Below are 23,521 nucleotides of genomic sequence, written 5' to 3'. Positions count from 1 at the left end.
GGGGAGGCAGGGGGAGACAAAGAAACAAGTGTATTCAGAGGTATTGCGGTAGTAAAAAGTACTAAAAGGTTCTCTTTACTTCCCCCTGCTCCCTTCACGATGATCTCCCTTTTTCCCGTTGCTCCCCCTGCCCCCTGCTCCCTGCCCTCTACCTCCCCTGCCTCTTCGGTCAAAGTTCTACATTACTAGAAAACCTATATCTTTAGTTTTCCCGATTAAAACCTAAAGACAGTACGAACCCAAGCAAATAAACTATCAGGATTGTTGGCATCAGAGTCCGGTGCAGTAATCCAGATTAAACCCGGTGTCACCTCAATATTATCTCCGATTTTATATTGGTAAAATGCCTCAACGTGCAGGGAGGTATCTTTGTCTGCTTGTCCAGCACCTGCTCCCAAATTTACACCCTGACTAAGCCTGGTAAGTTTCGGCTCCATACCAACTAAAATCCCCCCTAAAGCACCCTCACTAAAAAGATCCGGGAATGCTAGTCCTACGGCCCAATCCATTGCACTACCATCACCGCGCCCCAAATAGCGGTGCGCTCCATAACTTATCCATCCATTAATTGCCAACTTGGAATTGACTTGATAGAACGCCTGTAGTCCATAAAGATTGGCTACAGTTCCCGCTCCAGCTACGGTGCTGTTTACCAGGTTACTACCGACTGCTGGGCCGAAGTTTGTTCCGCTTAGACCTTGGGTATTCGCTGGACTATAAGTATTGACGTAAGTTGCCGCCACCCGAAAATTTCGATTAGAGGAGTAGTAAATTATCTGTGCCAGAGCTAAATACCTGCCTGTAAATAAGCCATTATTAGCTGTGGGATTACCGCCGTTTGGTGCGCTATACGCTATCCCCACTTGAACCTGTTTGCCTAATTTTTGGAGTATGGCAATTCCGGGCCCGCTATCTCCATAGTTATAGACTAAAGACCGCCGTGAAAATCGTGAAATTCCATTAGCGCCGGTTGCAGAAGACGATTCAAAATATGGATTGATAGGGCCAGAAAGACCTATCTCACTAGCTCCATCAGACAGAGCATAAATGTTAACTTGAGTATCTGGATTAGGTAAAAAGCGATACCGCACACCACCGAGAAGAATAGTATTACGTGCAAAGGTAATACTGGAGTTATCAGCAGTTCTCCCCTCAAAAGTTCCTAATAATCCAGCTCTTGTTTGTCCCAATGATTCAATATTTCCACCTGACAGCGATAAGCTTAGTGAATCTTGACCGTTAAAACTAGTGTTTAACCGTAAAGTCGTTGAACCTTGAAGTGTGGCATTGCGAGGTGCTGGTCTTTTGGTAACGACATTATTGCCAGCCAGAAGTGAGCCAAGAACAATCTGCGCTCGACCTATAAGTTTAGTTGTGGTTGTAAACTGATTTGCCTCTAATTTCGCAGTCCGCGTTTCCAAGTTATCTAAGCGTCCCCGAAATTGAGCAAGTTCTGGAGAAAATTGTTCTTGTAGTTTTTTGATGGCATCCAAGTCTTCTCGTTTGACCAAATCTGCCGTTGAAGTCGCTATTAATTCATTGAGGCGATCTAAAGCAGCATTCAACCCAGCAGCAAATTCATACCGTGTTAGGGCACGATTCCCTTTAAATGTGTCATCTGTATATCCAGCAATTACACCGTAGCGCTCCACCAAAGACTGTAATGCTTGAAATGCCCAATCTGTGGGCAAAACATCTGACAATTGTGAGACGGATGTTACTTGTCCTGCTGCATTATTTGGAGCTTTTTTATTAGTCGGTGGTGCAACTTCCAACAATTGCGAGACAGGTGTGACTCGTTCTGGGTTGGTAGCCTTTTTACTAGTTAGCGGTGGAATTGAAGAAGAAGGTAGGACGCAGGATAGCGCACAGGAAGCAGGAGGGGATGCGATCTCTCCTGGCCCTTTGCCTTCTGTCTCTATTGTTGAAGTTTCTAGTGTTTGATTGACAATTGCTTCTGGAGCTTTGTTCACTTCTGCTTCAGCAGTAGATACATCAGATTTAGGGAGTTCAGCGTGACTTTTTACTGGATAAAAAACCAGAATGGCTAGAATATCTAGCAACAAGAACGTGAACATTATGTATCTATATTTAGAGCGAAAATTCGACATTACTCTTGAACTCCTCAACCTGAAAAACGAATAAATTAGCTCTAGCTTTGACAGAGAAACTAGCAGAAATTATTGATGAAATATTTGTGCTAAACCATTAGTTAATGAGTTAGCAAAGGTTCCCCTAGTAAGAAAAGTGCAAATCCGCGATAAGTATCGTAACCATTACTAGGCAATTCAGTGTAGACTCCAAAACTCATAGAAAATTCTCAAAACAAAATTCAAAATTCGGTTTGATATTGGAGCGCAACTGGTGAGATAAGGCAACAAAATTCATCAATGGCTACTGGCATCGACTAAATCTTGAATTAAATTCAAGGTATTGATTGACAATTAACATTAGCTGAATACACTAATTAGTAAGCAGCTAGATTTCACAATCTCAGTTGTTAAGAAAAGCAGATAAAACTATAAGTCGATAGATTTACCGGATTTTGCGTAAAATTATCTTTGCATAGAGCTTGTTACAATGCAAGACCCAGTATTTATTCATGAAGAGAAAATATATCAAAATTATTGGTTAGGTCAACTCAACCCAAGCAACTGCGATCGCGTGAGTAGGTCGGCGAAGTTAAAGCTAACTGGCTAAGGCTGTCATTTGTCCTTTGTCATTGGTCATTAGTAAGGGTTTTACAGCAGTTTGCGTTTCGTAACATACTTAGTTTTTTCACGCCAGTTTACTTAGCGTGCCGTAGGCGATCGCCGCAGATAGTTCACTCGGTAAAAATCCCCTATATTTATGGGGATTCCTCCCAATACTTCTCGCTTTGTGCATTTTTAATTCGGAATCGGATTTTGGGTAAAGGGAAAAGGGTAAGGGTTAAAGGTTTTTTCTTTCCCCTTCCCCCTTTCTCCTTAACCTAGAAGTATTGGGATTCTTCCTGCCTCCTGCCTATTGCCTCCTTTTTGCCTTACTCGATTAAAAGTTGTATTTTCCAACACAGCAATTCTGACTACAAAAGTGTCAAAATTACCCACTAAGAAGTTCTCTATTCAGGCAGCCCTTTTTTACTAATGGTTAAATTAGGCTTGATTTTTAGATAATATCGGGTAGAATTTTGTCTATAAAATACGGCAATTCGATCGGATAATCGTATATTAAGTTCTCATACCCTGATAGATATGGAAATTCTCTGGTTTATTCCTACTGGATCTCATGACGGACGCTATTTAGGTACAGATATTGGCTCTCGTGTTGCCACACCTGATTATTTGCAGCAAATTGCCCAAGCTGTGGATAGTTTAGGCTACACAGGCGCATTGTTACCTACAGGGAGTTCTTGTGAAGATGCTTGGATAACTGCCGCCGCTTTTATATCTGTCACCAAGCAGATGAAATTTCTCGTGGCAATTCGTCCAGGAATTACTTCTCCAGGTGCTGCTGCACGGATGGCAGCAACATTTGATCGGATTTCTAAAGGAAGATTGTTAATTAATGTGGTGACAGGTGGAGATCCGGTGCAACTCGCTGGAGATGGCTTGCATCTTAGTCATGACGATCGCTATGATTTAACCGATGAATTTCTTACCGTTTGGCGGGGTATCGTCAGTGGGGAAACAGTCGATTTTAAAGGAAACTACCTGGATATCAAAGGTGGTAAACTCTTATTCCCGCCAGTCCAAAAACCCTATCCACCATTGTGGTTTGGTGGCTCATCTGCGGCTGCAAAGCGGGTTGCTGCTAAACATATAGATGTTTATCTAACTTGGGGCGAACCTCCACAGCAAGTTGCTCAAAAGATTGCTGAGGTTAAACGATTGGCGGCTGAACAAGGTAGAACAGTCCGCTTTGGGATTCGCTTACATGTAATTGTGCGAGAAACCGAGTCTGCGGCTTGGGATGCTGCCAATGAGTTAATTAAGTATGTTGATGAGGATGCGATCGCAAAAGCTCAACAACACCTAGCTAGTTCTGATTCTGAAGGACAGCGACGGATGAGTCAACTACATAGTGGTAGTCGAGAAACCCTAGAGATTAGCCCCAACCTATGGACAGGAATTGGATTAGTGCGGGGTGGTGCTGGTACAGCCCTAGTTGGAGATCCCGATACTGTTGCCGCTAGGATGCTGGAATATCAAGATTTGGGCATAGAAACCTTTGTGTTCTCTGGATATCCCCATTTAGAAGAGGCATATCGCACAGCTGAATTATTATTTCCACGTTTACCTTTGCAGAAACAAACTGCACCGCTAACGCCACCAGTCTTGAGTACTGTTAGCGAAATAGTTAGCAGTGAAAAATTTGCTAAACAACTAACGAGCGCTTCATGAATAATTCGTAATTCGTAATTTGCTCTTTAATTACGAATTATGTTGACGAAGCTTCTAGATTCATCTTTGCGGAAATCTAAAATCCCATGACTATTACCCTTAAACACACCAAAAGAAACAATAATATATCCCTGAGCGAGGTGTTAGAAAACCCGCAAATCGATAAAATAGTTCCCTGGATTGTGCCCGTTCTAGTGCTAGTACTTTGGGAATTTGCTTCCAGAACTGGTTTACTTTCAACCAGAATTTTACCTGCCCCTAGTGGCGTAATCGCTACAGCCATTAGACTAGCCTCCACCGGAGAGCTTTTTCAACATATAGGAATTAGTGCTGGACGGGCGATATCTGGTTTTATAGTTGGTGGCAGTATTGGGTTCGGTTTGGGATTGCTCAATGGCTTTTCCCGTATAGCAGAAAAGTTATTGGATAGTTCCTTGCAAATGCTCCGTACTATCCCTAATCTGGCATTAATTCCCCTGGTAATTCTCTGGTTTGGTATCGGCGATCAAGCTAGATTATTTTTAGTGTCTATGGGAGTATTTTTCCCGTTATATCTTAATACATTTCATGGCATTCGCAGTGTAGATCCTGGACTGATTGAAATGGGAAAAGTCTATGGATTGAAAACCCCACAACTTCTGTGGCAAATTATTTTTCCAGGAGCCTTATCTTCAATTCTCGTCGGTGTCCGTTTTTCTTTGGGGATTATGTGGCTGACATTAATTGTGGCAGAAACGATCGCAGCAGATTCTGGACTTGGTTATATGGCAATGAATGCCCGTGAATTTATGCAAACTGATGTTGTGGTTTTGAGTATTGTTATCTATGCACTGCTGGGTAAATTAGCAGATGCTGTTGCCAGAGGATTAGAAACAAAATTCTTGGCTTGGAATCCTAACTATCAAAGGTCGTAAATGGCAAAATTACCAAGATCAAAACTTAAATGTCTTGATTTTAAGTGTGATTTTCAATGCAATATGTTACCCAAAAATTCAATCCCAATTGTTCTAAAAAAATGAGGTTTTGCAAGTGAATTCTAATGTACAAGGTACGCAACTAAGTATTTTGGATTTGACGAAAGCTTTCGGTCAGAAAACTGTTTTAAACTCGCTAAATTTAGAAGTTGAAGCAGGTGAATTTGTCGCTATCGTCGGACGTAGTGGTTGTGGTAAAAGTACCTTATTGCGTCTGGTGTCAGGATTAGATAAAGCAACTTCAGGCGGAATACTGCTGGATGGAGAACCACTGCGTAGACTCAGCCGCTCTGTAACAGTGATGTTTCAAGACCCTCGCTTACTGCCGTGGAAGCGCGTTGTTCAGAATGTGGGGTTAGGCTTGGAAGGCAATTGGCGTGAAAAAGCTTTGTGGGCACTCGATAAAGTCGGACTCAAAGATAGAGCTGATGAGTGGCCTTATGTCTTATCTGGTGGACAACGGCAACGGGTGTCATTGGCAAGGGCATTAGTTAGCCAGCCCCGTTTGTTGTTGTTAGATGAACCTTTAGGAGCATTGGATGCTCTAACTCGCCTAGAGATGCAGGGTTTGATTGAGAACTTATGGCAAGAGCGGAGATTTACTGCATTTTTAGTGACTCACGATGTAGAAGAAGCTGTGGCGTTGGCAGACCGAGTGATAGTGATTGATGAAGGACAGATTTCTCTCGATCTACCTGTGAAACTTTCACGCCCACGAGATAGAAGTAGTGAAGTGTTTATCAATATTAGAGAAGCAGTTCTCCAGCGAGTAATGAGCAATGAAAGTACTCAGTCAAATAACCAATTGTTGCAGTTGAGTAGTTGAGATTTAGCTTTCGTTAGTTGATTAATGTAATGCTTGAGGTAGCTGTGGTAAAAATAGGCTACTTCGAGAATCAATGTTATTAATATAGTTATCTAATCTGCGGAAAATAATTTTTTATCGAGACAGGAGTCAAGAGCCAGAATTACATTAGGTATTCTGACCAAAAAAGCGCTTGATTTTTAATTCTCCTTCAAAGCAAACCGCAGAGACGCAGAGAACACAGAGAGAATAAAGAGATATTGCCACAAATGATTTAGTAAATAGTGCTTTTATTTATTAGTAAATCAGAAGCAATTTATAGAGATATTTCTGTAAAGAGAAAAGAGGTTATCTACCATGAAACTGATCTTACCGCTCGATCTCGTTGCTGATATTGAGCCTCATCTACCGCCTGATACAGAGGTTGTCACAGTAGATGTTGAAGGAAATTTAGATGGGGATACTACTGATGCTGAGGTTTATTTTAGTTGGTTTTTAACCAGAAGTCCGACGCTACATAAAATAATAGCAGCAGCACCTGCACTACGTTGGCATCATGCACCAAATGCAGGAGTGAATCACATCCTGACACCAACTTATTTGGAAAGAGATATTATCCTCACAAATGGGGCTGGGGTGCATGGAGTTCCGATCGCAGAATTTGCGATCGCTTATATCCTAGCTCATGCCAAACACCTGCAAGAATTATATGCTCTACAAGCGGAACGTCACTGGAAAAGAGGCTTTGCCATCCAAGAATTGACAGATACGACCTTACTAATTATCGGTGCCGGTGGTATTGGTCAAGAAATCGCCGCCCGTGCTAAACCCTTCGGCTTAAGAATTATTGGCAGTCGCCGTCATCCCCAAGAACTACCAAATTTTGATAAAGTAGTGGGTGCTGATGAATGGCGATCGCTCCTGCCAGGAGTTGATTATGTAGTTATTGCAACACCCCTAACTCCAGAAACCAAAGAATTTATTGATGAATCTGTATTGCGATCGCTCCCAAAACATGCCTACCTAATTAATATTGCTCGCGGTGGTGTAGTCGATGAATCGGCTTTAATAAAAGCACTCACAGAAGGTTGGATTGCAGGTGCAGCATTAGACACAGTTAACTCAGAACCATTACCACCCGAAAGTCCTTTGTGGTCACTTCCTAATATCTTTATCACACCTCATACTTCAGGCCATTCACCAAGAAGCAAACAGCGTTCAATAGCACTATTTATCGACAATCTGAAGCGTTACCAAGCTGGTCAACCATTACGAAATGTAGTAGACAAAGAAGCAGGATACTAAATAATTAAAAATTAAAAATTAAAAATGAAGAGGTGTTGCCGATTGGGTTACACAATCCAAAATCCAAAATGGAATTAGGGAGTAGCAAATGGTGAAACTGATTTTACCCGATCATCTCATTGCTGATATTGAGCCACACCTACCATCTGATATAGATGTTGTGGAGGTGGATAGTGAAGGTAATCTTGATGGTGATGCCAGTGATGCAGAAGTTTATGTCAATGGATTTTACTTGAAAACTTCTACTCTTGACAAAGTGCTGACAGCAGCACCTAGGCTGCGTTGGCAACAGTCACCGAGTGCTGGCGTGAATCACATCCTTACGCCAAATTTTTTACAAAAAGATATTATCCTGACTAATGGCGCAGGGGTTCACGCGATTCCAATTTCGGAATTTGTACTAGCATTCATGCTATATCACGCCAAGAATCTGCGAAAATTGCAAACTTTGCAGGATGAACACACCTGGGTAAGAGGAGTGTTTCTCGAAGAGTTAGCAGACGCGACTTTATTAATTCTCGGCACTGGGAATATAGGTCAAGCGATCGCGTCTCGTGCTAAAGCCTTTGGTGTTAAAGTTTGGGGGAGCCGCCGCCATCCCGAACCTCTACCGAATTTTGACAAGATTGTTGGTACTGATGAATGGCGATCGCTCCTACCAGCAGCCGACTATGTAGTAATTGCCACGCCACTAACCCCACAAACGAAAGGCTTGATCGATGAAGCCGCCTTGCGCTGTATGCGTCAGTCTGCTTACTTAATTAATATTGCTCGTGGTGCGATCGTTGATGAAACAGCATTATTCACCGCACTAAGTGAGGGATGGATTGCAGGTGCTGGATTAGATACAGTGGCTACAGAACCTCTACCACCGGAAAGTCCCTTGTGGTCGTTGCCGAACGCCTTTATCACCCCCCATTGTTCAGCCCTGTCACCACGACTGAGAGAACGCATAGCACAATTGTTTATCGACAATCTTAAACGCTATCAAACTGGTCAACCCTTGCGGAATGTCGTAGACAAGAAAGCAGGATACTGATTGGGAATTGGGAATTGGGAATTGGGGACAAGGGGAAAGACTTGTTTCAAGTTCTCATCTCTTGTCCCCTTGTCTCCCCTGCCCCCTGCTCCCCTACCTCTTCGGTCACTCTCCAAACACAAGAATCAAAAGCAATGCTTAAACCTTAGACTAGGGTTGGGTTTGTGGCTTTATTTTCTAGTATGATAAATATCATCGTCGCTTTATCATGAAACTCTTGTGTAGCAAAGACTTCATCTTTTATCTGAGGAAAGTGACACAAGCTGTTTACGGACGCGCTCACTTCCTTTATGGATGGGAGAAACAAGCCAAATCCTCTTTCCTCCTGCCTCCTGCCTCCTGCCTCCTGCCTCCTGCCTCCTGCCTTGTTTCTTGAAAGAGGGATATCTAGAGAAGCAGTCCAGTAGAAGTAGTGGATACTAACTTTGGATACTTTTAGTATTTTTTCAATTGTTCTAAATAAACAGCAACCACTATCATAATGCTGTTACATCTTTGTTAAGAATAGTTACAAGTTCTTAACACAAGGAAATATCTCGTATGGAAGTCTCACTTGAAAAGAATGCACCACATCGGGTTGTCATTGTTGGTGGTGGCTTTGGTGGACTGTATGCAGCAAAGGGTCTGAATGCAGCGAATGTAAATGTTACTCTCATTGATAAACGAAACTTTCACCTATTTCAGCCACTTTTATATCAAGTTGCTACAGGTACGCTATCACCTTCTGATATTTCCGCACCATTGCGATCTGTATTCAGCAAAAGCAAGAATACAAAGGTGTTGTTGGGAGAAGTAAATGATATTGATCCAAAAGCGCAACAAGTTATTTTGGGTGATGAAGTAGTACCTTATGACACATTAATTGTTGCCACAGGTGCTAACCATTCCTATTTTGGTAAGGATCATTGGGAAGAAGTTGCTCCTGGCTTGAAAACTGTGGAAGATGCGATAGAAATGCGTCGCCGGATATTTGGCGCATTTGAAGCAGCAGAAAAAGAAACTGATCCCGAAAAACGCCGTGCTTGGTTGAGTTTTGTGATTGTAGGGGGTGGCCCGACTGGTGTAGAATTAGCAGGTGCGATCGCAGAATTGGCATACAAAACTCTCAAAGAAGATTTCCGCAGCATCGACACCTCAGAAACAAAGATTTTGCTATTACAAGGGGGCCCTCGCATCCTCCCACACATGGTGCCAGAGTTATCGGCATCAGCAGCAGTATCTTTGCAAAAGTTGGGTGTAGAACTCCACACTCACACCAGGGTGACAAATATTGAAGGTGATATTGTTACTTTCAAGCAAGACAATGAATTTACAGAAATTGCCTCAAAAACTATCTTGTGGGCAGCGGGTGTTCAAGGTTCCCCAATGGGGAAAGTTTTAGCAGAAACTACAGGTGTAGAGCGCGATTACTCTGGGCGTGTAATTGTAGAACCTGACTTGTCTATCGAGGGTTATGACAACATTTTCGTAATTGGAGATTTAGCCAACTTCTCCCATCAAGATGCTAAACCTTTACCTGGTGTTGCACCTGTAGCTAAACAACAAGGAGAGTATGTAGGTAAACTAATTCGACGACGGCTTCAAGGTAAGACTTTGCCACAATTTCATTACAACGATGTGGGTAGTTTGGCGATGATTGGGCAAAATTTAGCTGTTGTAGATTTAAGCTTAATCAAACTCACAGGTTTCATTGCTTGGGCATTTTGGCTATTAGTTCACATCTACTTCTTAATCGAGTTTGACACTAAATTACTAGTAGTATTTCAGTGGGCATGGAATTATATCACTCGTAATCGTCGCTCTAGATTGATTACAGGTAGAGAAGCTTTTGTAGAACCAAAAACTGTTAACAATATAGTGCAACAGCCTTCTGGGACACCTCTGTAACTTCATTACAGCATTTGTCGACTGGTAGAATCGTCAAAGATGTAGTGCAGTGAATAATGGAGCGAACGAAAGTATCAAACATCTACCAAACTGGTGAAGTCTGCCAAATTATAGCTAAGGAAAACCCCCAATTTAGGGGCAAGCGTGGGTGTTGGCATAGCCTCTTCAAAAACTATGCGTTTTGTCAACTACTTCTACTCGACTAGCACCTTAGCATAAGTTCTGAGGTAGAAATATTTATCAACCAAATCAATGTTGTCGTTGATAGCCTGATATAGATAGCCCCCTTACCGCTTACGCGGTGAGGGGGTTGGGGTTCTTGTACCTCACAAAGGCTGAGAACTGCTATAAAAGGATGTTTGAAAAGTCCTCTTGACCCTGATTTTCAGGTAGGGGCAATTCATGAATTGCCCCTACCGTGTGTAGTTTTGTATAAGTTCTATTAAATTAACGCGTGAACAAAATCGAATTGAACATTGCCAAAAATTGTCTGCAATGCTACGCTGTGACTGAAATTGTACATACTATTAAGTATGTATAAATTTCAGAGTTCATTTAATCATTAGCTTAGTTAATTTAAGTAAAAGAATGTTAACTTTCTTGTTAACCTGCATATAATACCGAGTTAGCTCCGATAACTGAATCGTATAGCTAAATTGGTTGTCTAATCCAAATTAATCAGGCTTTAGTTTTGATTAAAGCCACACATAACTTATTGATATAATCCCTCCCTAAACCTCTCCTCCACAGAGATAGAGGGGCTAATTCTTACTACCCTTACCTTTTAGTGAAGGGTTTAGGGATTAGGTTTGAGTGCAATTTGTACAAGGCAACAAATTATTATCGACACCATTTTTCTTGAATTTTCTGGAAAAGCTTTGATTGCTTTTGAATTGCAATACTAGTAGTTAAAAATCCTACTACATCATCAGAAATTCTCATTAGATTAGCTTTTGCCTCCATTTGTAATCTAGATGAGTGTATATTTTCATGTCCATAATTGCTAAGGATGAATATAATGACTCGTTTATCCAGCCCGATTGAAAACTTAAAAAATTACTATACAGTTGTAGTTATTGGTTCTGGTTATGGTGGTAGTATTGCCGCATCGCGTTTAGCACGAGCCGGACAGCAAGTGTGTATTTTAGAGCGAGGGAAAGAATTCCAACCTGGTGAATATCCCAAAACTCAAAGTAAAGCATTGGCACAAATGCAGATAGATTTACCACAACATCATCTAGGTTCGCACACAGCTTTATATGACTTTCATGTGAATAAAGACATTAATGTATTTATTGGTTGTGGACTAGGTGGAACATCTTTAGTTAACGCCAATGTGTCATTACAAGCTGAACCGCGTGTATTTGCAGATTCACGCTGGCCAAAGGAATTGCGTGATGATGTTGGGACTTTATTAGCCGCAGGTTATCTTCGTGCGGAGGAAATGCTCAAACCTACTCCCTACCCCGAAAATTTTCCTCCTCTGCCAAAATTACAAGCTTTAGAAAAATCGTCTAAATATTTGAATGAAAAGTTCTATCGTCCCCCAATCAACGTGACATTTCAAGATGGGGTGAATCATGTCGGTGTAGAACAAAACAAATGTAATCTCTGCGGTGATTGTGTTTCTGGCTGTAATAACAAAGCCAAAAACACCGTGTTGATGAATTACCTCCCAGATGCAAAAAACCACGGTGCAGAAATCTATACACAAGTTTCCGTGCGACGAGTTGAACGTCAGGGGAATCGCTGGCTAGTCCATTACCAATTATTAAACACAGGCCAAGAAAGCTTTAACGCTCCCACAATGTTTGTCAGTGCTGATATTGTGATTCTGGCGGCTGGGACATTGGGATCTACAGAAATTTTGCTGCGTTCTCAAGCTGCTGGTTTAGCTGTATCTGAGAAATTGGGACATAATTTTACAGGGAATGGTGATGTCCTAGCTTTTGGCTATAACACTGAGCAAGTAATTAACGGTATTGGTTTTGGCGATCGCCCGGAGAATGCCCAAGAACCAGTAGGGCCATGTATCACCGGCATCATAGATATGCGAGAACAGCCCCAATTAGATAATGGGCTAGTGATTGAAGAAGGCTCAATTCCTGGAGGTCTGGCTGCTATATTACCCCAAACCCTTGCGGCGGCTGCCAAGATTTTAGGTAAGGACACCGACTCTGGTTTAGGCGATCGCATCGAAGAAAAAATCCGCGAAGTTGAGAGTTTGACTCATGGTGCTTACACTGGTGCAGTCCGCAACACCCAAACCTACTTAGTCATGACCCATGATGATGCAGCCGGACAAATGTACTTAGAAAATGACCGTCTCCGCATTAAATGGCAAGATGTAGGAAGTCAACCCATTTTTCAACGAGTCAATAATCGTCTTACAGAAGCCACCGAACCCCTAGGTGGTACACAAATTCCTAATCCCATTTGGTCTGATGCCTTTGGTCATGACTTAGTTACAGTCCATCCACTAGGAGGCTGTATCTTAGCGGAGGATGCTGAACACGGTGTTGTCAACCATAAGGGACAAGTATTTGCTAGCAACCAAGGAACAAACGTCTACGAAAATTTATATGTTGCTGATGGTTCAATAGTTCCTCGGACATTAGGTGTAAATCCACTACTGACAATCTCTGCTCTAGCGGAACGCTGCTGTACCCTCATTGCTACAGACCGGGGTTGGACGATTAATTATGATTTGACTACCCCGCCCATAGTCACTGGTGACACTACCCGTCCTACCAAAGTCGGCATTCAATTCACCGAGACCATGCGCGGCTACTTTTCCACCGCAGTCAAAGACAACGACTATCAGCCTGCATTCTGGCAAGGCAAACAAGACAACTCGCCTCTAGAGTTCACCGTTACAGTCATTGCTGATGATTTAGACAAACTACTCAACGACCCCGAACACCTAGGGAAAATAGTTGGTATAGTTAAAGCCCCCGTTCTATCACCAGAAGCCCTAACCGTCACCAATAGCGATTTTAATTTGTTTGTTGGCCTTGTTGGACAACAAAAAACCAGACAAATGATTTATCGCTTACACATGATGACGCAATCAGGACAACGTTATTACTTGAAAGGCTTCAAGCAAATTCATGATGACCCAGGATTCGATGTTTGGTCTGACACCACCACACTATTCATTACCGTTTATGAGGGTGACAGTGAAAATGATCCCATTGTTGGTCAAGGCATTCTCAAAATTCAGCCGATGGACTTTATCAAACAAATGACCACTATGAAAGTTACCAACGCAGATACTGTTGGGGAACGCCTACAAGCAATAGATAGATTCAGTCGCTTCTTTGCCGGTACTTTAGCGGAAGTCTACATTTAACTTTAGAGGATGTTTGAAAAGTCCTCTTCTCGGTAAAAAAACGTTTAGATCCCCCTAAATCCCCCTTTTTAAGGGGGACTTTAACTCCGGGTTCCCCCCTTAAAAAGGGGGGTTAGGGGGGATCAATGAGTGCCTAAAATCACAGCCAACTACTTTTAAAACAACCTCTTAGAAGGCGAGAGTTATGAGGCAGAGGGAAGGAGGCAATGCCCAATGCCCTAATCTATTAACAAATCTATCAAAATGAACACCACAACATATACTCAATCTTTACGAGAAAGAATAGTACCTTTTACTAGCAAAGATGGCTTTGAATGCAACTTAATTAACGTTAGAGGTGAAAACCCTCCTTCTAAATCGCCTGTATTACTAGCGCATGGTGCAGGAGTCAGAGCCAATATCTTTCGCGCTCCTGTGGACACTAATATAGTTAATTACTTAGTTGCTCATGGTTATGACGTATGGTTAGAAAACTGGCGTGCCAGTATTGACTTAAATCCTAATCATTGGACACTTGACCGAGCCGCAGTGAATGACCATCCACAAGCGGTGAAAACAATTGTCGAAGAGACGGGTTATGAAGAAATCAAAGCTATCATCCATTGTCAGGGATCTACTAGTTTCATGATGTCTGTGGTGGCTGGCTTAGTCCCACAAGTCAAAACTATTATTAGCAATGCCGTTTCACTGCATCCGATTGTACCCTCATGGTCATCTTTCAAAATCAATTTTGCAGTACCAGCAGTCAATTTACTCACCGATCATTTAAACCCACAATGGCAAATAGATTCACCAAGTCTAGCTGCAAAAATCATCTCTCTGTTCGTGGGTCTTACGCATCACGAATGTAATAATTCAGTCTGCAAACAAGTTAGCTTTACTTATGGGACTGGCTTTCCGGCATTGTGGGAACACGCCAACCTCAACGAAGCCACCCACGAATGGCTGAAGCAGGAATTCGCTTATGTGCCGCTCAGTTTTTTCGCACAAATGTCTCAGTGCATCAATCGTGGACATCTAATTTCTGTTGATAACTTCCCCAATTTACCAAAAGATTTTATTGCCCAACCACCAAAAACCGATGCCCGGATTGCATTTTTTGCTGGGCAACTTAACCGTTGCTTTCTCCCACAAAGTCAGATAGAAACTTTTAAATATTTTGACTCTCTGCGTCCTAAATACCATGCTTTACACGTTCTGGATAACTACAGCCATTTAGACATATTTATGGGTAAGAATGCAGCCCAAGATGTGTTTCCGTTAATGCTTGCAGAATTAGAAAAGACTGTTTGAAAAATGCAAAATTTATTCTCTAGACCTTTGTTACTTCTCTCTATCAATAAATTTAATTATGTGTGAAAAAATATGATACCTCAACGTTTAAAACAACAAACAGGACTTTATGCCCTAGTTGATGGCATACCTTTTCAATTACCCGTTAATTCTGAACACACACCAGCGTTGATGGCGGTATTTCCGATTAACGCCGATCGCGCTAAAGAATTGATTCTAGCCAAAGAAGTACATCCTCTGCGACTATGGAATAATCAGGGGTTGTTAGTGATCACGGTGATTAATTATCAGATTACTGACATTGGTAAATACATCGAATTTAGTATTGCGATCGCCTGCACTCATGGCGCAAAACCAGCCCCGCCATTACTACCTGCTTTATTGATGCAACAGTACGGCACTGGGCAGTATGTACTTGATTTACCTGTCAGTACTGAAATTTCTGTCAAAGGTGGTAAAGGAATTTGGGGAATGCCCAAACATCAAGCTAACTTGGACTTTGTGATTGGCGATCGCACCGTCAGCAGTCAATATGATTTAGATGGGCAACTAGTGATGAAAATTGAGGTTGCCAAACCCGCCAAAGCTTGGTTTCCCCTGAAAATGGGTGCAGCAAACTACTGTGCATTTCGCGGGATGTTGATGAAATCGGTGATTTACTTTCAAGGGAAATTGGGATTTTCGCTGTTTAAACCAGGTTCAGCCAAACTTACCATAGGCGATCATCCGCGTATCCAATCACTAAAACACCTAGAGATTAGCCCCGAACCTATATTTACAGGCTTTTTCCCGGAAATCACAGGGATGCTAGATGACCATTTGGAGAGTTGGTTTCTTGGCTACGACACACCCCCTACACAACAACCAGAAGGTTTAGAAAGTGTAGTTAATTTAGGTTTGGGTCAAGAATGGCTACCAGCGCCAAAGGCTTTGCCCAAGGATGATCAAGCCGAGATGTATGTATTACCAATTAAAAATTAATCAAAAATATGATGAATAACGGTAAAATACTCCACTTATCATTAATTGGCATTGCCATTTTCACCATTGTGAGTGGATTGTTGCAAATGGTTTTGCCTAGTTTAATACTCTACATTGTCTCAGCAGAAGTAACCCCGACTAGCCAGCATTTTTTTGCCATCATCGGTATGTTTATGCTGCTGTTTAACGGCGCACTGTTACAAGCATTAATCAGCCCACAACCCCAACCTATTGTCTTAATTTGGGCAGGATTACAAAAATTTGGTGCTTCAATAGCCGTTTGTTTGGCTGTTATCAAGCTAATTTTTTCCCCATTCGCGCTGCTAATTGCTGGTTTTGACCTGTTATCAGGAGTATTAATTTTCTGGTACTTGTTTCGCTTGCGTACTTTTACACCAGGATACACTTATGAGCAACCAACCGCATAAACCTTACGGCACTCCTGAACCAACATACTCAGGGAATAAACGTTCCTTGATTTTAGCTGGTGGTGGAATGCGTGTAGCTTACCAAGCTGGAGCTATCCGCGCCTTATTCGAATCAGGACTGTGTTTTAATCATGCGGATGGTACTTCGGGCGGTACGATGAATTTAGCAATGCTGCTATCTGGACTATCGCCGATTGAGATGTGCGATCGCTGGCGGACTTTGAATGTTAAAGATTTTGTCTCCTTTATCCCTCTAGAAAAATACCTCAAAGCCTGGGATTTGTTGTCTATGGGAGATGCAGACGGCATTATTGATCGCGTTTTCCCCCACTTGGGAATTGATATCAGCAAAATCAATGCCTCGGAGGGAATGCAAGGTACATTTAATGTTTGCAACTTTACCCACAAAACTAATGAAGTCATTCCCCACGATCGCTTAGATTTAGATTTATTGGTTGCAGGGATTTCTCTCCCCATCTTTATGCCACCTGTACAAAAAGGTGATTATCTATATATGGATTCCGTGTGGATTAAAGATGTTAATCTCATGGAAGCGGTGCGCCGGGGTGCAGATGAACTTTGGGTATTGTGGTGCATTGGCAATAGTAGCGAATATCAAACGGGAATTTTTAATCAATATGTCCACATGATGGAACTGAGTGCGAACGGGGCATTTTTTGAAGAGTGCGATCGCATCAATGAAATCAACCAGAGAATTTTGCAAGGGGAGACAGTCTACGGACATACCCAACCAATCAAACTCCACCTCATCAAACCCGCTTATCCTTTACCTCTCGATCCTGATTACTACTTGGGAAACATTGATGGTGCAACTTTGGTTGATATGGGTTACGCCGATGCTAAACAATATTTGCAAACCATTTCATCCGCAGGATTGCCCTTCCAGCCAAACGTGACCCGAATGCACGACAATTTGCCAGGAATGACTTTTCGCGAAAGGATGGCGGGTGCGTTTGTTTTAAATGAGACTGACCCGATTCAGGGTGCAGCAAAAGGCAAAACGTACAATTCCTCACTCTCATTGCAACTGACAATTAACATTTGTGACTTAAAACGTTTTTTGAGTGATAGCACTTTTACTGCTAGTATTGCTGGCAACATTAGTTTTGCAGATTTTGGCGAACACATTCCCCTCAAAAGAGGCGTGTTTAACCTGTTTTCTCATAACCATAATCCCGGATATAAATACATTACTTATGAACTTGCTTTTGAACATAGTAATCAAGATTATTACTTAGTAGGCAAGAAAGAACTGCATAACGATCCGGGATTTGATTTGTGGCAAGATATGACAACTATCTATACTTACCTACATCAAGGTACAGATGAAAACAGTCCCATTATCGGTGCAGGAATTTTAACCCTAGATGTGGGTGACGTAGCCAAGTGCGTTTCCGGGTGGCGAATCACTAACGCCAAGTCACTGACAGAGAAAACTACATTATTGGCAGAGTTTGGTAGTTTTTTCTGGGGCAATATTTGGGAAACTTACCAACCGTAAATTCCAAATTAAACCTCTGCTGAGTGGAGTATAAAGGTTTAAGGATGTAGGGAAAATACATTTTCATTGTTTAGTTGTGCAATTTTCTCTTGAATCCTTCCTGCCTTCTCCCAAAGGGAGACGCTAAAAGCGATCTGCCTCCCGCCTTCCAATACTTTTCGGTTAAACCCAATAATCTCTCTTTTGCTCTGGGGAAAGGTTAAAGGGTAATGGGGAAAGGGAAATTCAAACCTTTTCCCTTTCCCCTTTCCCCCAAAACCCGAAAAGTATTGTCCCGCCTTCTGCCTTCTTTCACAACTTTTCAGGAGAAATTAACATGAGCGATCGCCTTACGCCTTTACCCTCATCATTCTTATTCGGTGTTGCAACTGCTGACCATCAGTGTGAAGCTTACGATTCCCAGTTTGAAGATATTCGGGATGTATGGGAACGTCGTCGCGGTATTACGGTCAGGGGTCGAGCTACTGACTTTTGGCATCGCTACGCTGAAGATATCGCCTTAGCTCAGTCCCTTGGTTGCAAGTCCTTCCGGTTTTCGATCGCTTGGTCACGGGTAGAACCTGAACCCGGTAAGTTCAGTGAAGAAGCTTTTGAACATTATCGCCAAGTAATTGAAACTATCAGATCGCATGGTTTAGAACCAATTGTAACTCTGCATCACTTCACCCATCCCATCCATGTAGAAGCACGGGGGGGTTTAACTGCGCCAGAATTTCCAGCTATTTTTGCTAACTACGCCACAGAAGTCGCCAAGCGTTTGGGTCATTTGGCACGTTATTGGATTAGCTTTAACGAACCTAGTCAATTAATTTACGGTTACATCAAACCTTGGTGGGAAAGAGCCTATTTTATGCCCCCAGGTTTGGAGCGCGGTGCAACTATTGCCGATCAAATGACCGCCGTGCAGAAACTTATGCGGAATTTGTTTGTCTCCCATACACGCGCCAGAAATATCCTCAAAGAGTACAACCCAGATGCTCAAGTGGGAGCAAACCCCATGTTATTGGGTCTGCCTCTATGGTTGCAGAAATTGGTGGATCGCAATGTCACTAATCTGCGTCGTCCCGAAGATATGATTTCTCAGGGTAAACGTTTTACTGAGCGCAGTTTGTTGGAAAAGGGAAAAGTTGATATTGTCATTGCTAATTTGACTATTACCGCCGAGCGACAACAGCAAGTAGCGTTTTCAGAAACTTATTATCAGGCGGGGCAATTTCTCTTAGTCAAAGCCAGCAGTCTCATTCAGCAACCAAAAAATCTGGCTCAGAAAACAGTAGCAGTTGTCAAAAGTTCGACGGCGGAATCTACCATAGAATACCTGTTACCCACAGTTGAAGTCAAAGTAGTAGAAGATTACGCTGATGCCTTGCAAGCCTTGGATTATGAGCAAGTGAGTGCCATTCTTGCAGATGACACAATTCTCTTGGGTCTGATGAGACAACACCCAGGGCAATATCGACTGGTGGGTAAAAATAATGAAGGGCTGACAGTAGAGAACTATGGCGCAGCTGTAGTTAAAGGTGATCGCGCCCTCTTGAATATTGTAGATACAGTAGTGCGACAGTTTAAAGAATCCGGGGCTTGGCAAGCTAGCTATAGTCATTACTTCCCCAATCAACCCGTCCCACCTGTACCGAAAATCGGTAGACGTTCAACCCTAGCTGACATCACCACAGGCGGATCTTCTAGTCCAACTATCGGACAGCCTCAACCCGGTACACCACTGCGACGCATTCAAGACCGTGGTTATTTAGTTGTCGCAGTCAAAGAAAACGTACCTGGGTTTGGCTACCGCGACCCCAAAACCGGAGAATTTAGCGGCTTAGAGATTGATTTAGCACGTTTAATCGCCAAGCAAATCTTCGGCGATCCCAGTAAAGTGAAATTTGTTGCCGTTTCCACCCAACAACGTTTACCCGTACTGCGATCGCTCACCCGCATCTTTGACCCAATTTTCAAGATTTTCAGCGTACTTTCCACATCGCTGACAAGTAACTGGTGGCACTTAGGTATGGCTGGGAAATTACCCACATTCCTCTGTCCTCAAGAATGTGTAGGTCAACAAGATTTTGTTGGTTTTGACTATTATTGGGGCATTAGCAATCTCCGACTCAACCGCATTCAACAATTAATGGATGCTGCTTTTGGACGTTTTGGTAATGCGCCAGTTTGGTCTGGTGTTCTCTACGATATGCTCAAATTTCACGCCCAGTTATTCCCCGATAAAGAAATTATGATTATTGAGAATGGCTGTGTAGAAGTAGCCGATAAAGTCGTCAAGCGTGAAGACTACATTCGCCAGCATCTCCAACAAGTGCAACGCGCCCGTCAAGACGGGATAAACGTCATCGGTTATGTCTCTTGGTGTATCACCTCCAACCGTGAGTGGGGTCTGAAATTTGGCCCAGATAGCGATTTTGGGCTATATCACATTGACCTAGATACAGACCCAGAACTCAAACGCCAACCAACCCCAGCCGCTAACTTATACCGCGATATCATCAAACAAAACAGCGTCTAATACCAATCCAAAATTCAAAAATCCATATTTTACAAGGGTTTCTGAGAAATATGTATTGGTGAATTTTGGAGCAATACGGTTCAGTTAGTGCCAAAAACCTTTCAGGACTTACGCAAAAACTCTCTAAAAATCTTATTCCTTTGTGTCCTTTGTGTCCTTTGCGGTTCGTTTTTTCTTAATTTTTGCTAAGTCTTGTCCTTAACTGAACGGTATTGAATTTTGGAGGATTGCTACAAACCACAAACCCTCCGAGTTTAAAAAATCATATATGTAGAGACGCACAACTTCGCCTCTTTACATCTCACTCAACCCCTTAATACCCATGCCCAAAACAGTTTTCATCACCGGAACATCCAGTGGAATTGGGAAATTCACTACCATATACTTCGCGCAACAAGGCTGGAACGTTGCAGCCACGATGCGAAACCCCAGCCAAGACCAGAATTTCCGTGAATTTTCTAACATCAAAGTATATTTTTTAGATGTTACAGATAATAATAGTATTCAAACTGCGATCGCTTCTGCCATCCAAGATTTTGGTCAAATTGATGTTTTAGTAAATAACGCTGGTTATGGTGTAGATGGTGTATTTGAAGCCATGACTGATGAAATAATCACCAAACAATTCAATACCAACGTCTTTGGGTTGATGCGAATCACACAAGCGATCATTCCTCATCTGCGTCAACAAGGCGGTGGCACTATTATTCAAATTGCCAGTATGGGAGGACGAATTACTTTCCCCTTGTATAGCATTTATCACAGTTCCAAATGGGCGGTAGAAGGGTTTAGTGAAGCTTTGCAATATGAATTAGAACCGTTCAATATCAAAATTAAAATTGTTGAACCAGGTGTGATTAAAACCGAATTTTACGAAAATAATCGAGCGATCGTGCGTGATGATTTGCCCATGTATCAACCATTAGTAGATACTGCACAAAGGGTATCCCAAGAAGCGGGAAGAAAAGGAGAGCCTCCAGAATTAGTTGCTCAGGCAATATTTAAAGCAGCCATTGATCGTAGTTATAAAATGCGCTATCCCGTTGGTCAACCTGCGCCCATTTTGCTTATGCTACGTAAATTGTTGCCCGATTATTGGTTTTTCTCCATCATCAAACGTATTTATAAAGTATAAATATACCTAGTTAAAAAACTATCTGCTTACCTGAGATTTACCACAATATAATTGGTAAACCTGCAATGATAGAGGCAATACCTGTCCAAAGAGTGAACTGCTCAAGATTTCCTTCATCTAAAGCAAGACTCATTTGCTTAATTGCTGATAATAGTCCAGCTAATAGTAGTACAAAGAATGCAAAATATCTTAAAGCAATCATACTTTGCCCTACTTGAATGTAAAAGTAAACATAATAGGTTTCTAACAGGCTCTACCATGTTTTTCTGTTTCAGATTTAGCACTTTAGAGGCTAAATTATTAAACCAATTCCCAATTTTCAACGCCACCGTGTAATAAATTTGTATATTTGTAGTAGGGGTGCAAGACCTTACGCCCCTACCCAAACACAGGGATGGGATGTTTTTTTACTGGAATTCCCTAAACACAGCGATAATGATTGATTTTGAACCTTGGGATAGGTTATTGCGTCAGTATGTTGATCAACAGGGTCGTGTAGACTATTTTGCTTGGAAAACAGAGCAACCTCAAGCGCTAGGAGATTGGTTGTCAAGTCAAGCAAATCTGGATTTTACATCTAATTGCAGCACTTTTGAGCAATTGGCATTGTGGATCAATCTTTACAATGCGTTCACTATTTCGGCAATTTTGGAGATGTACCCACTTGAGTCAATTCGTCCGCAAATCTTAGGCATTCCCAACTGGCTGGCTTTTTTGTGGTTCTTTCAACGTCGTAGTTATTATATATTTGACGAACGTTACAGTTTAGCCCAAATAGAGAACTCTATTCTGCGGGAGAAATTACAGGAGCCGCGAATTCATTTTGCAATTGTCTGCGCTTCGGTTGGTTGCCCATTACTGCGTGCTGGAGCTTATTTTCCTGAACAAGTTACTCAGCAGTTAGATGAAGACACCCGTCGCTTTATTAATAATCCTGAAAAAGTCCGTTATGACTCAGATAGTAAAACGCTCTACTGTAGCAAAATCTTTAAATGGTATCGTCAAGACTTTCTCAAGGTTACATCCTCCATTCCAGAATATATCCGCTCTTACCTAGAAACAGATTTGCCTTTGCAAGCCTCAACGCCGATTTCCTATCTCTACTATGACTGGAGCCTGAATCAGCGAATATCTTGATAAAATTGTTTGAGATAATTTGCATCAACGCCAATCCCCCACAAAAAACCGATATAAAGGTAAATTGCAGTTGCTTTGAAGCTACCCCATTTTGCGACGCGTCGATCTGAAGATTGCACAATCCGGTTTACCTGATAAATACGCCCTTTTTTAGCCAATTTCAGGCATAAATCTCCATCCTCCATAATCGGCAATGCCTGATCAAATCCATCGCAATCCCAAAAGTCAGTACTACGACAAAACATTACCTGATCTCCAAACAAAAGACGTAATCCTCGAAAAAACAGGTACGGTTTAAATAACAGTGGTGCGTAATAGGTTTTGAGATAATTATGTAGAGAGACACCCCAGCGAGTGGTTTGAGATCCACTCATCAGAGAAATAAACCCCCCACAGGCAATGGTTGGCTCTGCTAAGGTTTGCTCTATTACAGTGATTAGGTCATCCGGCACCCAAGTGTCTGCATGAAGAAAGCAAAGGATATCTCCCGTTGCAGCCGATGCACCGTAATTCATCTGAATAGAACGCCCACGCTGCTCAGATGAGATAACTTGTAGACATAGCGACTGATCGAATAACCCGAAGCATTGTTTTGCAACTGCCACTGTCTCATCTTCGCTGCCACCATCTACCACTATCACTTCCTTTGCAGGAGGATTAAGTAAAGTCAGTTGGCGCAATGTACGCCCTAAGCTAACTGCTTCGTTTAAAGTCGGAATGACAATCGAAACTTGAGACATGCAGCAAGAGTAGTTTTATT

The 23,521-nt window shown here is 42.2% G+C and carries 16 protein-coding genes; 14 read left to right on the top strand and 2 right to left on the bottom strand.

The window, feature by feature from the left end; genetic code table 11:
- Positions 1–215: 215 nt before the first annotated feature.
- On the bottom strand, positions 216–2,111 hold the full coding sequence (locus tag G1O98_RS00940; protein ID WP_163926742.1) for an iron uptake porin: 1,896 nt from the start codon (positions 2,109–2,111) through the stop codon (positions 216–218).
- A gap of 1,122 nt (positions 2,112–3,233) precedes the next feature.
- Between G1O98_RS00940 and ssuD the strand changes: the two genes are divergently transcribed.
- The 14 genes from ssuD to G1O98_RS00865 all read left to right on the top strand — a co-directional run bounded on the left by ssuD (position 3,234) and on the right by G1O98_RS00865 (position 22,761).
- On the top strand, positions 3,234–4,382 hold the full coding sequence (gene ssuD, locus G1O98_RS00935) for an FMNH2-dependent alkanesulfonate monooxygenase (RefSeq protein ID WP_163926741.1): 1,149 nt from the start codon (positions 3,234–3,236) through the stop codon (positions 4,380–4,382).
- An 86-nt stretch (positions 4,383–4,468) separates the two neighbouring features.
- Positions 4,469–5,296, top strand: a complete 828-nt coding sequence (gene ssuC / locus G1O98_RS00930; RefSeq protein ID WP_114081405.1) for an aliphatic sulfonate ABC transporter permease SsuC — start codon at positions 4,469–4,471, stop codon at positions 5,294–5,296.
- A 115-nt stretch (positions 5,297–5,411) separates the two neighbouring features.
- Positions 5,412–6,182, top strand: a complete 771-nt coding sequence (locus tag G1O98_RS00925) for an ATP-binding cassette domain-containing protein (protein ID WP_163926740.1) — start codon at positions 5,412–5,414, stop codon at positions 6,180–6,182.
- Between the two features lie 336 nt (positions 6,183–6,518).
- Positions 6,519–7,466, top strand: a complete 948-nt coding sequence (locus tag G1O98_RS00920) for a D-2-hydroxyacid dehydrogenase (protein WP_163926739.1) — start codon at positions 6,519–6,521, stop codon at positions 7,464–7,466.
- An 88-nt stretch (positions 7,467–7,554) separates the two neighbouring features.
- Entirely contained in the window at positions 7,555–8,505 is a 951-nt protein-coding gene (locus G1O98_RS00915; RefSeq protein ID WP_163926738.1) for a D-2-hydroxyacid dehydrogenase, read from the top strand.
- Between the two features lie 540 nt (positions 8,506–9,045).
- Positions 9,046–10,392, top strand: coding sequence for an NAD(P)/FAD-dependent oxidoreductase (locus G1O98_RS00910; RefSeq protein ID WP_163926737.1), 1,347 nt, complete (start codon positions 9,046–9,048; stop codon positions 10,390–10,392).
- Between the two features lie 1,018 nt (positions 10,393–11,410).
- Positions 11,411–13,744 (top strand): GMC family oxidoreductase, encoded by a 2,334-nt coding sequence (locus G1O98_RS00905; RefSeq protein WP_163926736.1) that lies wholly within the window; start codon positions 11,411–11,413, stop codon positions 13,742–13,744.
- 243 nt (positions 13,745–13,987) lie between these two features.
- Complete coding sequence (locus tag G1O98_RS00900) at positions 13,988–15,037, top strand: alpha/beta hydrolase (protein WP_163926735.1); 1,050 nt, start codon at positions 13,988–13,990, stop codon at positions 15,035–15,037.
- Between the two features lie 72 nt (positions 15,038–15,109).
- On the top strand, positions 15,110–16,018 hold the full coding sequence (locus G1O98_RS00895) for an acetoacetate decarboxylase family protein (RefSeq protein ID WP_163926734.1): 909 nt from the start codon (positions 15,110–15,112) through the stop codon (positions 16,016–16,018).
- An 8-nt stretch (positions 16,019–16,026) separates the two neighbouring features.
- The gene (locus G1O98_RS00890; protein ID WP_163926733.1) at positions 16,027–16,446 is read left to right on the top strand and encodes a patatin; all 420 of its coding nucleotides are present in this window, start codon (positions 16,027–16,029) and stop codon (positions 16,444–16,446) included.
- On the top strand, positions 16,427–17,968 hold the full coding sequence (locus tag G1O98_RS00885; RefSeq protein WP_163926732.1) for a patatin-like phospholipase family protein: 1,542 nt from the start codon (positions 16,427–16,429) through the stop codon (positions 17,966–17,968). Before G1O98_RS00890 ends, G1O98_RS00885 begins: the two co-directional genes overlap by 20 nt.
- Before the next feature lie 316 nt (positions 17,969–18,284).
- Positions 18,285–20,489 carry a family 1 glycosylhydrolase gene (locus G1O98_RS00880; RefSeq protein ID WP_163926731.1) on the top strand — a complete coding sequence of 735 codons (2,205 nt, stop codon included), beginning with the start codon at positions 18,285–18,287 and terminating at the stop codon, positions 20,487–20,489.
- Positions 20,490–20,811: 322 nt separating this feature from the next.
- Positions 20,812–21,624, top strand: a complete 813-nt coding sequence (locus G1O98_RS00875) for an SDR family oxidoreductase (RefSeq protein ID WP_163926730.1) — start codon at positions 20,812–20,814, stop codon at positions 21,622–21,624.
- A gap of 435 nt (positions 21,625–22,059) precedes the next feature.
- Positions 22,060–22,761, top strand: a complete 702-nt coding sequence (locus G1O98_RS00865; protein ID WP_163926729.1) for a DUF547 domain-containing protein — start codon at positions 22,060–22,062, stop codon at positions 22,759–22,761.
- Here G1O98_RS00865 and G1O98_RS00860 read toward each other — a convergent pair.
- Entirely contained in the window at positions 22,746–23,501 is a 756-nt protein-coding gene (locus G1O98_RS00860) for a TIGR04283 family arsenosugar biosynthesis glycosyltransferase (protein WP_163926728.1), read from the bottom strand. The genes G1O98_RS00865 and G1O98_RS00860 overlap by 16 nt on opposite strands.
- Positions 23,502–23,521 lie beyond the last annotated feature (20 nt).

This window comes from Nostoc sp. UIC 10630, assembly GCF_010747425.1.
Taxonomy (GTDB): domain Bacteria; phylum Cyanobacteriota; class Cyanobacteriia; order Cyanobacteriales; family Nostocaceae; genus Nostoc.
This window is presented reverse-complemented; position numbering and strand designations above follow the sequence as displayed.

What these genes read in the sequence shown, in the direction of transcription:
- G1O98_RS00905 (WP_163926736.1), top strand. Translation starts at nt 11,411, where the DNA reads ATGACTCGTTTATCCAGCCCGATTGAAAACTTAAAAAATTACTATACA.
- ssuD (WP_163926741.1), top strand. Translation starts at nt 3,234, where the DNA reads ATGGAAATTCTCTGGTTTATTCCTACTGGATCTCATGACGGACGCTAT.
- G1O98_RS00910 (WP_163926737.1), top strand. Translation starts at nt 9,046, where the DNA reads ATGGAAGTCTCACTTGAAAAGAATGCACCACATCGGGTTGTCATTGTT.
- G1O98_RS00895 (WP_163926734.1), top strand. Translation starts at nt 15,110, where the DNA reads ATGATACCTCAACGTTTAAAACAACAAACAGGACTTTATGCCCTAGTT.
- G1O98_RS00885 (WP_163926732.1), top strand. Translation starts at nt 16,427, where the DNA reads ATGAGCAACCAACCGCATAAACCTTACGGCACTCCTGAACCAACATAC.
- G1O98_RS00920 (WP_163926739.1), top strand. Translation starts at nt 6,519, where the DNA reads ATGAAACTGATCTTACCGCTCGATCTCGTTGCTGATATTGAGCCTCAT.
- G1O98_RS00880 (WP_163926731.1), top strand. Translation starts at nt 18,285, where the DNA reads ATGAGCGATCGCCTTACGCCTTTACCCTCATCATTCTTATTCGGTGTT.
- G1O98_RS00915 (WP_163926738.1), top strand. Translation starts at nt 7,555, where the DNA reads ATGGTGAAACTGATTTTACCCGATCATCTCATTGCTGATATTGAGCCA.
- G1O98_RS00860 (WP_163926728.1), bottom strand. Translation starts at nt 23,501, where the DNA reads ATGTCTCAAGTTTCGATTGTCATTCCGACTTTAAACGAAGCAGTTAGC.
- G1O98_RS00890 (WP_163926733.1), top strand. Translation starts at nt 16,027, where the DNA reads ATGATGAATAACGGTAAAATACTCCACTTATCATTAATTGGCATTGCC.
- ssuC (WP_114081405.1), top strand. Translation starts at nt 4,469, where the DNA reads ATGACTATTACCCTTAAACACACCAAAAGAAACAATAATATATCCCTG.
- G1O98_RS00875 (WP_163926730.1), top strand. Translation starts at nt 20,812, where the DNA reads ATGCCCAAAACAGTTTTCATCACCGGAACATCCAGTGGAATTGGGAAA.
- G1O98_RS00940 (WP_163926742.1), bottom strand. Translation starts at nt 2,111, where the DNA reads ATGTCGAATTTTCGCTCTAAATATAGATACATAATGTTCACGTTCTTG.
- G1O98_RS00900 (WP_163926735.1), top strand. Translation starts at nt 13,988, where the DNA reads ATGAACACCACAACATATACTCAATCTTTACGAGAAAGAATAGTACCT.
- G1O98_RS00865 (WP_163926729.1), top strand. Translation starts at nt 22,060, where the DNA reads ATGATTGATTTTGAACCTTGGGATAGGTTATTGCGTCAGTATGTTGAT.